Origin of the sequence: Bacillus sp. PS108 (assembly GCF_037963335.1) — a bacterium.
Lineage (GTDB): Bacteria > Bacillota > Bacilli > Bacillales > Bacillaceae > Bacillus > Bacillus subtilis.
In genome coordinates, this window is the sequence record NZ_CP150155.1 from 2050296 (window position 1) to 2062610 (window position 12315).

Sequence of the window (12315 nt, forward strand, 5' to 3'; positions counted from 1 at the left end):
AAATAATTGCCCTATAATTGATAGCACAATTCCTAAAAAGCTGGACAATAAAACTAAATTTTTAATTGCATTTCACCCCTTTTCAAAGCCGCTTCCATTCAACATAATCAAACCGCTTCTGATACAAGTCTTCAAGTATAACAGCCCCTTCAATCCAACCTTCTGCAACAATGCTTTTCTTTTCTCCATTTTCAATCCACTCTATCCAATACACCTGAACACTCCTAACGCTTTACGACTTGGATTTCCCTTACCTCACATTGCACATTGCACATTGCACTTTGTTTTGAGTTCACTGGCTACCTCAATGACTTCATACATTGTTTGCAATTTAGAAGCGCCGTGGAGGTCGCTAGATGTTAAATAACCGTCCTCATCTAACTTAAATGATTTGAAGTATTCCTTGTTTTCAAACTGCAGTACATAAAAATAATCAAGCAAAGGCATAAATCAACCTCTTTTAAATAATTTTGTAATCCTCATTGCTAATGGCAGCAAACCAATTAGCATGAAAAAAGCAATAACGTTTACCTTATTTTTGAAAAACAGGCTGGCCAAATTCCTTTCCATGCCCGCTGCTGTTTCTTTATCCATGAGTTCTTTAAACTCATCATCATAGACCTGGTCAACAAAAATAAACTTAATGCCAGTCAACAATCCAGCTCCTAGCCAGATAATTAAAAAATAAGCTAAACCAATCATTTGTTCCCTCCCTATATCGAACGAAATTTGCTATTCTTGAGTATGTTGAATAAATTATGTAGGTGATCTTGTGGAAGAGAAATACGAAACAAACGGGTTAAGAAATGTTATCTAACGACGCTTGTGCAAAAATAATATTGTTGTTTAATTTACAATAAAGTCATTTGAAAAATAATATTAGTTGTTTAAAAATCCTTATTCCACGAACGGAGCAGGTTAGTGGAAGCAATAGTAATTTAGGTTTGACTGGGAAAATTGTCGATGATATTAAAAAAGACACCGAAGTGTCTTATGTTTTTCAAATTAAGCATACCGATAAATTCAAATTTAATTACTTAACATTATGCTTATCTTGGGAGCGAGGTATTTTATCGGTGAGTGTATACAAACCATGTAATGCTTGCTGTTAATAATGCTGACGAAATCAAAGCTGTAAGAACACTATATGTTTGCCAAATAAGTATCGTTGACCAATCGAAAGCACAGCACAGTATACCCAGGGCAATCGTAGCGATCAGGAAAATAACTGTTACGATTATTCTCTTTTTTGTCATTGGCTGCCGCTCATTCGTTTTCCTTCTGCGTAATCCTAAGAGAAATAGGAGAACGGCCAATAGGCAAAGAATAATAGTGATAGACGACAAAATGATATCCAAAAGCTGTGTGCCGCTTATTTCATATGACTGAGTTAGATTACCGTCTAATATATCTTTAATTTTTAGTACCAGGTTTATATTGGTATTTGCGCCGTTGCTCAGCAAGCAGACGGCTGTTCGTTCATTTAGCAGTATGACTACTTCGGTTCTGAAATTTGGATTGCTCCCAGTGTGTTCTATAATCGTTTGGTCGGCGTTTACCGACCAGCCTGCCGCATAATACATATCGTTGACAGCCGAAACAGACATATCACCCCTATGTGATTTTTCGATAACCGTGTGAAATATTTCGGGTATGTCCTGCACAATACCCATCTGTATGCCCATCCAACGCGCCATATCTTTTGTATTAGAAATGATGTAGCCTGCGGGCTTATTCCCAGCATAATCCGGAGCTTTAAATGGAGTTGTCATAAAAAAGGAAGAACGGTAGCCCTGTGCCAACTGTCCAGTGGCTTGAGCATCTTCTTTATAAACATACGTCTGGTGAAGACCTAACCGCTGAAATACCTGTTCCCTCATAAAGTCTTCATAGCTTTGTCGCGACACAATCTCAATAACCAAGCCCAATACGTCATAATTAACGGTTCCATAGTTATACTGTTCACCGGGAGGGAACGCCAATTCAGCATCTACGAGCATTTCCACAGTCTTTTGCAACATATCCGGTGTATTGCCTTGTGGAATACTTTGAGTATGCCTAATATTTGTTAGACCACTGGTATGGTGAAGAAAGTTATTTAGTGTAAGGCTTTGCATATCAACAGGTTTCCCTTGATACTTTAACGTAAACCAAGGTAAATATTTTTGGACAGGGTCAGTCATTGAGAGCAGCCCTTGCTCTTCCAACAGCATAATACCCATACCGGTAAAAGCTTTACTGACCGAGGCTAACTCATAGAGTGTATTTTCACTTGCAGACACCCCCTTTTCACGGTCAGCATACCCTGAAGAAAAGTAGAACACTTCATCATCAGTAAGTATTGAGATTGACATTCCCGGCACACCTGATATACGAGAGGCATCATCTAGCAACGCTTGTATTGCCGCAGATTTCGAATCAGACAACGCATAACTTTGTGTTGCGAATCCTGAGAATAATATAAATATCGTTAATACAAAAACAATAATCTTTTTCATATTGTATAAGCCTTTATCATTGAATTTCGCCGCCTTTCTATAAAACACTTCTTTTATCTTGATTCTTTATGCTCTCGGATTAAGACGCGTAATCGTGTTAAGGTTAATTCATGACCGCATAAGGAGTGATACCTTGCTAAAAGTTGCAAAAATTTCGGTTTCTTGCATTGCATTAGTCTTGTGCGTATACTCATTGTTCAATCAAAATGAATTATTGTTGATTGTTGTGCAATTATTTGTTGCAGCCCTTTTATCATTAGTCGGAGTTGAAGCGATATTAAGCAAACAAAAACTGTCTGGATATTTATTGTTTGGAACAGCAGCCTTCTTACTTGTTGTAAACGGAGTGAAATTCATGATTTAATTTAATGTTTTAATTCCGTAAGAATATAGAGTCCCAAAACCAATAAATAAGACCTGTAACAATACTCATAATGTAATAATTTAAGCTTCTGAATACAGTAAGAGCATTTGGCGGATAATCAACAGTCCAGCACAAAAACACAGCTAAAAAGGCTACTGCAATATAAATTAAAAAATTGTTCAAACTGAATTTTCTGGGCCTTCTTCTAAGCCACACTTGCAAAGGGACAGCAAATACCAAGTAAGTGATTAAAGCATAAACTCCTATGATGCCAATAGTGACTAATGCGAATGCCATAAAACCAGAGTAAGCAAACATATACAGACCAAAGATTAAACCAAATGATAAACTAGAGATTATTAGAGTATAAACATAACTGTTTAACAATCTATTAGGTAGCAAAAGTCTATCCTCCTGTCTTCAAAAAACCTTATTAATACAAAACTTTACTTAAGCCAAATAGCCTTAGTCGCATCAACTACTCTAGATTTTTCATCAAGATATGCATATTTTCTCTCCCACTCGCTTTTTCTCCAAGCCTCTTGATTTGCAAACGATGATTTAATTGGTTTTGGGTACTCATTCTTTGACCAGCCGTCTTCAATATGGTTTAACTTAGGGTCATTATCATCGTAATACTTATACCAAACAGTAATCATTTTTAACATTATTGCCCCCTGCTTCTTTTTAAAATCGTAGTTTTATTTAGTCTTGAGAAAGTTTGTCAAAATCTCTTTCTTTCATTTCAGGTAAAGTTAGATTAATCCCTAATATATTTATTAATTCTTGTACATATCTTTTAATTGCAAGCATATCAAATGGAAAATCGAAATCAAATTCCTCTTTAACGCTTAGAATATCCATTGAATACGAACAATTATGCTTCATACCCAAAAGATCATCATTAAAGCTTAGTACATCTTTATATGATTGATCAGATAACTCAAAGTGAGTAACTAAATAAACACTAATATGGTTACCACCTTGAGAATCAAAATCCTCTAATCTTTCCTCAAGTACTAATAAAAATGCAGATCTCTCATCATCACTTAAGACCAACTGAAAAAATTCTAAGTTTCTAAGTTTCAATAATCGTTTAAATCTTGTATGTAGTGCCCTCATAATCTAATTCTGCCTTTCCTGGTATAAATCGTTTTAGAAAGAGTATTACAAGTATTTATATGTATTTATATTCTTCTACCCAGTTGTGATATTTTTCATAAAGTGGACGTATTCGTTTGAAATCAAGAGCTATGACTTCACATCCTCGGTCATCATAGATAAAGAAAATAATGTCTTTTGTAATGTTCACAAAGAAAACATCAGGGTAATCAATAGAGTAACCCCCGAATCTCGGTTTCAATGGAAAATCTTCATTACTGGCTGCTTTAAGTAGTTCAGTTACATGTAAGTCTCGAGGTTTGCATAACAAGGAAAATTGTTGCATCTCGTATTCTTCAGCTTCATCTATCTCAAACGAGTAGGGATATGTCTTCACCAGAATTTGATTCAAATGATTTTTACACTTTAGAAACGGTTGATAGACCTTTAATTTTCTTATACATTTCTCTTTCTTGTGCTTATACATATTCGTCACAAGGAATATGTCATCGTTTTGTTCAAATAATTCATTAAAAATGGTTGAGATTTGCTCATATACAAACCGAAATCCTGATTATAGATGCTAGGAATTAATTCGAGTCTTGGAAACCTTTCCTCCATATACCCCATTAAATTCATTCATACATTCTCACTTTCGGTTAATCGAATCTTTTTCCTATTAGATAACAATTATGAAACAACAAATCATTTTATTTAAATAACAAAATACCCTTTTGGATAAAAGTACGATTTTATTTAGACCTAGAAAACTTGTAATTCTTTCCTAACCTTATAACTTTAGTATACCATTTTCATCCTGAGTGTTCGATATGGTTATGATTTTTTGGAAAATCAATAACTCATGCAGCTCGATGTTTAAATATGTACAGACTTTATCTAACAGCTCTCTTGGATACCGCTCCATTTCATCTCTGTATAGCTTTCTGACAGTCGGATACTCATGATTAATTTCTCTGGGTAGCTGCCTGATGCTGATCTTCCTTTCGTCTAATAAGGGCTTTAAATTTGATTTAATCACGTTCTCACCTCTTAGTTATTTCTGATCACTTAAAATGATCATTAACTAAATAATAATGGCCAAGGCTTTTTTCTCCTTGGCCTCGCTGAATTTAATACTCATCAGGCTCTTCATGTTCAAATCCATAAATACCGTTTATCCAAACATCTCCACAACCTGGATTCTTTGTAATCTCTAACACGTGATTACGATTAGCATCTCCCTCTACTCGGTCTGTAGCAGTATAATCTAAATAATTTCCGGTAAATTCTTTCTCACTACGTGGGAATACCCAGCCAGCAAGAGTAATTCTGCTGATTTTCATATTTAGAGTACAACCTTCAGCATTGCGAATTGTGAATTTGTAAAATAGCCAAGTACGGTCATAATCACGATCAAAATAATCTGCCATAGAAAAACTTTCTGAATCCTCACTCATGTGAAAGTTAACATTTTTGTACTCTAATGTAAGCTTTGCCTCGGCATTTGGAATACTAAAACTCGACATAAAGCCAAGGCAAATCATAGTCAGAAGGATTAATTTTTTCATTTCCTCTCCCCCTTTTTCCAATTATAATATTAATTGGTAATTAAAGGGTAGTGGTTTTTTCTCTGGATAATGAAATATTCAAAGATGTTTAATCTTACTTAGCTGCTATCTTCGCCTTATTTTGCAGAAAAACTGAGTCCCAGACCCAAAAGATTAGAGCAAATGTGATACTAAATAAGTAAATTTCATATCCCATTAGGAAATCTATAGTGGTCTTAAGGTCAGTAATTATTGCGAAGATTAACCACACTAAGAAGGAAAAGAATATGTATATGAGTAAGTATTTCAGGCTAAACCTTTTTGGATTGCGATTTAAAAAATATTGAACAGGTGCAGCAAAGATTAAATAGAAGATAAAGAGAATAACACTTATTAAGAAGTACGGAATATAACCATCATAATCAATGCCCAAAACATAAACAACAGCAGCTGATAACGCAGACGAGACATGAACAATAAAGATCCTTAAAATTTGCATGTTTATACCCCCTTTCATGTTAAAAGCTTCTTCAACATTGTCTAGACGCCTCCTTAAAATCACTTTAAAATCCATGTTTTAACTTAAATTATTTGAAATATCACAAACATTGCAACTTCAGCTACAAGCAAATAAATCATATATCTAGCATAATTAAACACATCTTCATCAGCATTTTTTCTTTTTTAAATGTCCAAGCAAATAATCCTAATATAGTTGCCACTAACACGATTTCAATTATTGTTAAAATTGACATACTTTCCTCCCAAATAAGAGCCAAATATAGATCAGAATTTCTTATGACAAATATTTACTTAGTTTCTCCAAAGCAATAACGGCAATAAACTGAGTTGTTATCTTCATCTCTAATGTATGTATCCTGGATTAAGAAATTTTAAAGCCAGCTGTTTTGAGTATCGATTTACTCATCATGAGCATATCCATCTGGATATCATAATCAGTTTAAAGATCCAAATTAGTAGTAAACGCTGCATGTAATTTAAATATAGAATTATCAAATTTAAAGTTTAAGAGTATCAATATTTCCTTTATTATACAAATATTACACAAAAAAGATTGCTTCAACTTAGACTAATACTGTAAATCAACCTCAATTGCCTTTTCATATGCTGAATGGAAAATTATTTTGTTATTTATCCATTCGACATTACCTACTCCTAATACACTAAGGTCATCTTTACCCTCGATATTTCGAGTCATAATACGTATGGTGTCCTTATTCACTTTTTTCATTAAACCAGGGTATAAACTAGGAACATGAACATAAAAATCGTAAAAATGATTCGTTTCCCCTAAGGTGGCATTATTATGTTCTATAGTTATTGTTACATTTTTAGTTGGCGAAGAAATGGTATCGTATGAATCACCAGTTAACGCAAACCATGCAACTGAAAGTATCAGTGGAATTGTTATGCAAGTTACATATAATTGTCGAATTTTAAACCTCCAAGCTAACACAAAAAAACCGGCTAAAGTAAGTAGTATAGGGAAAATATAATTTGTTTGTAAAACAAAGCTTAAGTAATAATCATCAAAAGACAATAAGAAAACAGTTAGATCAAAAGTTAAAACCAAGGCAAAGAAGATTGTTGCTCCGTCTATTTTGCGTAATACTTTGTTTACCATATTCATTCCCCCTGTTAATACACCACTATCGATAATTTGTATCTACAACCTTTGAGTTGTATTATAGCAAAGTAAAAGGGGTATCCGTAATCAAGAAACAGAATAAAACAAAAGGACGAATGTCTATTTTGAGGAAAATTTAATCTCTCCTTTCTATTAATAATTCAATGTTCCCTGTTATATCCTGGATCAAATCAATATTACAGTAAACACACAAGTTTCGTGACCTTCCCCACAGTCTGAGAATTGAAGGTGATCCAATATTTCTTCAGGCTTAGTTTACCTCCCTTCTCTTTAAACTGCTGTTTTATTCAAAACTTAATGTCCTTTGTTCCTTTCCCTCTTCCGACCATTGCGGATGCTAGCCACTTCATAGTTTCTTTAATATAGTTTTAATATAATAAAAGCTTCATGAGAAAAGGTCATTTTTTGCCCGCTTGCACACCCCCCCAACATTTTTAGTTATAATTATTATAAAAATCAATAGGAACTATAAATATATAAAGAGGGATTGCTATGCCAAAATTATATACATGTTTAATTTGCGGATATAAAGGATTAAGTGAAAACCCATTAAACAATGATGGTCAGTATCAAAAAACATTTGAAATCTGCCCTTGTTGTGATTTTGAATACGGCTACAGTGAAGATCATGAAGTAAGCTTAGGTTTTATTGTAACGCCAGATGAAGCTGCAATTCAGTTATACCGAAAACAATGGATTGAGAATGGCATGAAAATTGCAAATCCTAAATATATTCCAGATGAATTAAGAAACGGTGACTGCTTAAAATTTGAGGTGTTGTTAAACCAATTGAATAGCCTAAATCTCGATACAGAAAACTTTGAAATCAAGGGATTTAATGGTTATTAAGCAGATCCAAGCCCCCATATGGGGGCGTTCTTATTATTGTGCAGTCTATCAAAACTATCTATAGAAAAACTATTTAATGTATTGTATAAATATCACTGACCTTTTCTTTCTCCATTCAACTTCCTTAACCCTCAACTGTTTGCTGCTGCATCACATTCCTCCTTTTTGATTTTTGTGTATCAAGCCTGTACAATATTCAAAAACCCTAAAGGATGATGAACATGTGTGGCAAGTTCACTTTATTTTCTGAGTTTGATGACATCATTGAGCAATTCAACATAGATCAATTCTTACCTGAAGGTGAATATCACCCTAGCTATAATGTCGCTCCTTCACAAAACATCCTGACAATCATCAACGACGGATCAAACAACCGGCTGGGCAAACTTAGATGGGGTCTTATTCCTCCTTGGGCTAAAGACGAAAAAATCGGCTATAAAATGATTAATGCTCGTGCTGAAACGTTGGCCGAGAAACCCAGTTTTCGAAAACCGCTCGTAAGCAAACGTTGTATCATACCGGCTGACAGTTTTTATGAATGGAAACGTCTTGATCCGAAGACTAAGATCCCTATGCGGATTAAGCTTAAATCATCCAATCTCTTTGCTTTTACCGGCTTATATGAAAAGTGGAACACGCCAAAAGGCAATCAGTTGTACACTTGCACAATCATCACAACAAAGCCCAATAAGCTTATGGAAGACATCCATGATCGGATGCCGGTCATTCTAACTGATGAGAACGAAAAAGAATGGCTTAACCCTCAAAATACTGATCCTGATTATCTACAAAGCTTACTGCAGCCTTATGATGCTGATGACATGGAAGCATATCAGGTTTCATCTTTAGTGAATTCACCTAAAAACAATTCACCTGAGCTGATTGAATCCCATTAAGTACCACTGCCATATGGCTTTATATATCACCTTCGCTTAGCTAATATGTTCTAAGTAGGAGGGGGTATTTTGTTTGTATCTCCAATGCTATTGCATTCAATAAAAGAGCCTTTAGCCTTTTGATGACGAGAGCTATATCACTGAGCTTAAATTATCAAGACTAAAATTAAAATAAGGGCTCATACATAGTTGATATTTATAATATGTATTGAGACCTTTATTGAACAAACGCCCCGTTTGTTAAAGTGGAAATCTCTATAATTAATAGCCGACTTTTAAAAGTTCCAATCTAAAATTATCCTCTAAATCGGCTAGCTTCATTAACTTCTCCGATATACCTTTCCAATCTTTATTTACAGACATAGAATGACATATCCCAAACACCTTAGCCTGTTCAGTCTTCAACACTGATAAATGTGAATGCCTATCTTTAAAATACATTGCATAATCGTTGGCCCTTCTTGCACTTAATTGGAAAAGGAAGAATGTTGTATGCCCTATAGTATCAGCTGTAATAGGGGCATTTAATAATTGATCAGCATAAAAACAAATTGCTTCCCTTCCAATTAACCCTATATCCACTTTTTCGAATTTCCGATAAGTTCTCTTAAAATAATCAATTGCTCTCTCGTATATTTCGTTATTGTCTAATGTGAGAACCTTTTTTGCTGAAGACCAATATTTATTGATTCCTTTCCTATACGGAATCCTTTCCGCCATCCAAGCCTTCTTAAATTGGTCCAGTGATAATGGAACAAATGGAAAGCCAGCTGGATCTTGCACATAAATATTTTCATTATCCATTTGGTACCCTAGAACATAATGGTCAGAACCATTTAAATTTTTATGATTCGGATGGTATGTTAGCTCCCCCATATCTAAAGGGCCTAGAATTACAGGGTTTTGTTTGATTTGCTGTTTTAATAACGGAAATGGGTCATCTAAGTCCCTAGCTTGCTGATGTTCTTCTGCAGTAAATCCAAGGATGTTTAAAGCATAATTGATACCATCATCAGGATCTCTCATACTAAAATAAAGGTTTTTTTCATTTTCTATCATGGCACCTAACCCAACACCAGTTAATATCTCTACAATTTGAGGAGATACATTTTCTCCTATTGATGAAAGAAACATTGCAGTTGAATTTGAATAACAGTAATGGCCATTCCCTATATACATAACATCACCTCCGGGTAGATAAGTTAACCTTACAATTTTGAAAATTGAAAATCCATATTAAATTAGCTCCATTCTCGTACTCATCATCTGGATCATTTTTATCAACAATAATGATCTTCTCGCCAACCTCCGTTTTACGATCGACCTCTACGTATTCGCGCTTGATGCCGCTAAGTGTTTCGTCAGCCAGTACGTGAATCTTTACATTTGCTTTCGCTTTAGTTTCCATCATTTACTGCATCCTTTATACTTTTTTAAGTTTTTTTCAATTCTTTTTAGATTTTCATATTGGATTTCACTCTTTTATTTATAGAGCGTGTCATACACATGCCATCTAAGAGAGATAGGACATTTTTGTCTCGGAGGTGGAAACTAATGAATTTTTTTCTGGATCTTTTCACAAACTGGACTTTTGATAAAGTCCTGGATTATACGTTTGCTTTTGCAATTTGGTTTGTATTTAAATTCAGACCAAAGCAGAATAATTATCCAGATTATTTCGAGAAAACACGCCGCTATAGAGATTAACATCCCCTTCTGCGATCGTTATCGATGCGTGTACTTTTACCGATAACGATCCATCCTTATATGTATAGTTAAAAACTATCTTTTATCTAAACCCTAATGGCTCATTCAACTCAAATGCCAATCAACACCCATTGATAAACTGTTCTAAAGTCTCTATGTATCTATTAGGTAGCGTATAATCATGAGGCATCCACACATTTGCCAACTCTTCTGCATAGGGTAGATGGCTTCTAATTCCTCTGCAATAACTTTACACATTTCAGGTGTAATTACACCATCACAATCTGAATGACCGAAAAACTCTGTTAGCCCCTTATAGGTTATTGTTGAATAGCCTTTGCCAAAGTACCAATAGCCATACTTAAATTTTTTGGTTATCATGTGGTGGCCAACTACCTCCAATTGATTTTAATAAAAATCTCCTAAGATTATTGAATGACGAGTACGCCCCATCGAATGCTCCGTGTGTTACATATAAACCCATGTATCAAGGCCTCCAATTCTGTTTAAAATCTCGATTTTAAGTTAACTTTAAAGTACATGGTCTTGAGAAATTCCCCTTTAATTGGTAAGCTGGCACCTAGGATCATACAAAGCAGGTGATACCTTGAAAAAAATAATCGGAATAATTGGATTAATTGCTTCCTTAATTATGCAAGGATTTTCAGCAAGCGGTTCGTTGACTCATGAGATTGCTATGGCTTGTCTATTTGTATTTCTAATAATTTATAATTTTGAACATGCTAAGTATTTCTCTAAAAAATCTCTAATTGTTTTAGGAGCAATCTTTATAGCTCTAATGCTAGGTATTTATCAACTCATTTCCTTTAGCGGTGATTACTTTGATAGGCTTGACTTAAATATTGGACTTATCATCTTACTTGAGATCGCTTTGATCATTGTTTTGGTATCTATTGCAGTAAATTTAATGAAACTTATTGCGAATTGGTTAAGGAAAACACCTCATGGTAAAGAGTCTTAACTCTTTGCCTTGTGGTCTCTTATATATAAAATCAAATGCTTTCCCTAATTCCTTCTCTTCTGTTACCGCTGAGTATTAATAATTACTTTGGCCATATCTTATATTGCATATAAGGGTTAATCAGTCGAGATCATTAAGGGATTAAAATATGGCCAAATAAAAAACGATGGATGCTCCATTTCCATTAAAAAGACAAGGTTGAATATGTAGTACTTCACTCAGAACATTTGGCTTATTAAGGATATAATAAGTGTTCTTATTAATTTTTCCTGTTACGATAACGATCAAAAACAGAGTTATCTATCCCATTTCAAGCCAGATATTCTGCTTTTTTTAAAAATGTTCTTGATTTTCACTTATATATATATCCATAAAGCATCCGGACATAACCTTATATGTAACTGAAATGCAGGTATAAGACTTATTATATAGAGATTTAACTACCAATATGTGGGGGTCTATTAACATCCAAATACTCAAAAGCAAGAACAAATGTACTCATAACACTTCCATTTCCACACCCTATCCAAATTTTCATTTTCCTAATTTCACTTTAAATCGTCCTTTTTCACTTCGTAATCGCTATCGTAAAAGCCTATATTATCAACGTTTTTCCTTCTGAAAATTTTCCCTTTTTTATCAATATCTCCTTAAAACAACCACTTTTCCCTACTCCCACTTACGTTTTATCGTTTACCCCCT

14 protein-coding genes and 6 pseudogenes are annotated in these 12315 nt (G+C 34.3%); 6 read left to right on the forward strand and 14 right to left on the reverse strand.

The window, feature by feature from the left end; all coding sequences use genetic code 11:
• Positions 1-82: 82 nt before the first annotated feature.
• From NSQ16_RS10240 to NSQ16_RS10255, 4 genes and pseudogenes are all read right to left on the reverse strand, one after another.
• Entirely contained in the window at positions 83-214 is a 132-nt protein-coding gene (locus tag NSQ16_RS10240) for a hypothetical protein (RefSeq protein ID WP_043857647.1), read from the reverse strand.
• A 10-nt stretch (positions 215-224) separates the two neighbouring features.
• Positions 225-447 (reverse strand): annotated as a pseudogene (locus NSQ16_RS10245) (hypothetical protein).
• A gap of 3 nt (positions 448-450) precedes the next feature.
• The gene (locus tag NSQ16_RS10250) at positions 451-702 is read right to left on the reverse strand and encodes a hypothetical protein (RefSeq protein WP_033881213.1); all 252 of its coding nucleotides are present in this window, start codon (positions 700-702) and stop codon (positions 451-453) included.
• Between the two features lie 368 nt (positions 703-1070).
• Positions 1071-2498 carry a serine hydrolase domain-containing protein gene (locus NSQ16_RS10255; protein WP_033881218.1) on the reverse strand — a complete coding sequence of 476 codons (1428 nt, stop codon included), beginning with the start codon at positions 2496-2498 and terminating at the stop codon, positions 1071-1073.
• Positions 2499-2631: 133 nt separating this feature from the next.
• Between NSQ16_RS10255 and NSQ16_RS10260 the strand changes: the two genes are divergently transcribed.
• On the forward strand, positions 2632-2862 hold the full coding sequence (locus NSQ16_RS10260) for a membrane protein (protein ID WP_033881214.1): 231 nt from the start codon (positions 2632-2634) through the stop codon (positions 2860-2862).
• A gap of 9 nt (positions 2863-2871) precedes the next feature.
• On the opposite strand, the gene NSQ16_RS10265 is transcribed toward NSQ16_RS10260, so the two are convergent.
• The 8 genes and pseudogenes from NSQ16_RS10265 to NSQ16_RS10300 form a co-directional block, all read right to left on the reverse strand.
• Entirely contained in the window at positions 2872-3264 is a 393-nt protein-coding gene (locus tag NSQ16_RS10265) for a UPF0715 family protein (protein ID WP_033881215.1), read from the reverse strand.
• 44 nt (positions 3265-3308) lie between these two features.
• A complete protein-coding gene (locus NSQ16_RS10270) occupies positions 3309-3530 on the reverse strand; it encodes a hypothetical protein (protein ID WP_116315615.1) in 222 nt (73 codons plus the stop codon).
• 37 nt (positions 3531-3567) lie between these two features.
• On the reverse strand, positions 3568-3921 hold the full coding sequence (locus NSQ16_RS10275; RefSeq protein ID WP_069837923.1) for a hypothetical protein: 354 nt from the start codon (positions 3919-3921) through the stop codon (positions 3568-3570).
• 118 nt (positions 3922-4039) lie between these two features.
• Positions 4040-4602: pseudogene (locus NSQ16_RS10280) on the reverse strand (DUF3885 domain-containing protein).
• Positions 4603-4775: 173 nt separating this feature from the next.
• Positions 4776-5002: pseudogene (locus tag NSQ16_RS10285) on the reverse strand (helix-turn-helix transcriptional regulator).
• Positions 5003-5093: 91 nt separating this feature from the next.
• Positions 5094-5531, reverse strand: coding sequence for a hypothetical protein (locus tag NSQ16_RS10290; RefSeq protein ID WP_230488197.1), 438 nt, complete (start codon positions 5529-5531; stop codon positions 5094-5096).
• A 94-nt stretch (positions 5532-5625) separates the two neighbouring features.
• Positions 5626-6084: a UPF0715 family protein gene (locus NSQ16_RS10295; protein WP_116316657.1), complete on the reverse strand. Its 459-nt coding sequence runs from the start codon at positions 6082-6084 to the stop codon at positions 5626-5628.
• Between the two features lie 516 nt (positions 6085-6600).
• Positions 6601-7155: a hypothetical protein gene (locus tag NSQ16_RS10300; RefSeq protein ID WP_230488198.1), complete on the reverse strand. Its 555-nt coding sequence runs from the start codon at positions 7153-7155 to the stop codon at positions 6601-6603.
• Positions 7156-7671: 516 nt separating this feature from the next.
• On the opposite strand from NSQ16_RS10300, the gene NSQ16_RS10305 reads away from it, so the two are divergent.
• From NSQ16_RS10305 to NSQ16_RS10315, 3 genes and pseudogenes are all read left to right on the forward strand, one after another.
• Entirely contained in the window at positions 7672-8028 is a 357-nt protein-coding gene (locus NSQ16_RS10305) for a hypothetical protein (protein WP_230488199.1), read from the forward strand.
• A 221-nt stretch (positions 8029-8249) separates the two neighbouring features.
• The gene (locus NSQ16_RS10310; protein WP_230488200.1) at positions 8250-8924 is read left to right on the forward strand and encodes an SOS response-associated peptidase; all 675 of its coding nucleotides are present in this window, start codon (positions 8250-8252) and stop codon (positions 8922-8924) included.
• Positions 8925-8993: 69 nt separating this feature from the next.
• Positions 8994-9093 (forward strand): annotated as a pseudogene (locus tag NSQ16_RS10315) (ATP-dependent DNA ligase); the annotation flags it as partial.
• A 92-nt stretch (positions 9094-9185) separates the two neighbouring features.
• Here NSQ16_RS10315 and NSQ16_RS10320 read toward each other — a convergent pair.
• Positions 9186-10103, reverse strand: a complete 918-nt coding sequence (locus NSQ16_RS10320; RefSeq protein ID WP_230488201.1) for a hypothetical protein — start codon at positions 10101-10103, stop codon at positions 9186-9188.
• A gap of 64 nt (positions 10104-10167) precedes the next feature.
• Positions 10168-10335, reverse strand: a pseudogene (locus NSQ16_RS10325) (hypothetical protein); the annotation flags it as partial.
• Between the two features lie 143 nt (positions 10336-10478).
• Between NSQ16_RS10325 and NSQ16_RS10330 the strand changes: the two are divergent.
• Together NSQ16_RS10330 and NSQ16_RS10335 are read left to right on the forward strand one after the other, a co-directional pair.
• Positions 10479-10703: pseudogene (locus NSQ16_RS10330) on the forward strand (hypothetical protein).
• A gap of 535 nt (positions 10704-11238) precedes the next feature.
• Complete coding sequence (locus NSQ16_RS10335; protein WP_230488202.1) at positions 11239-11613, forward strand: YoqO family protein; 375 nt, start codon at positions 11239-11241, stop codon at positions 11611-11613.
• The last annotated feature ends 702 nt before the right edge of the window (positions 11614-12315 follow it).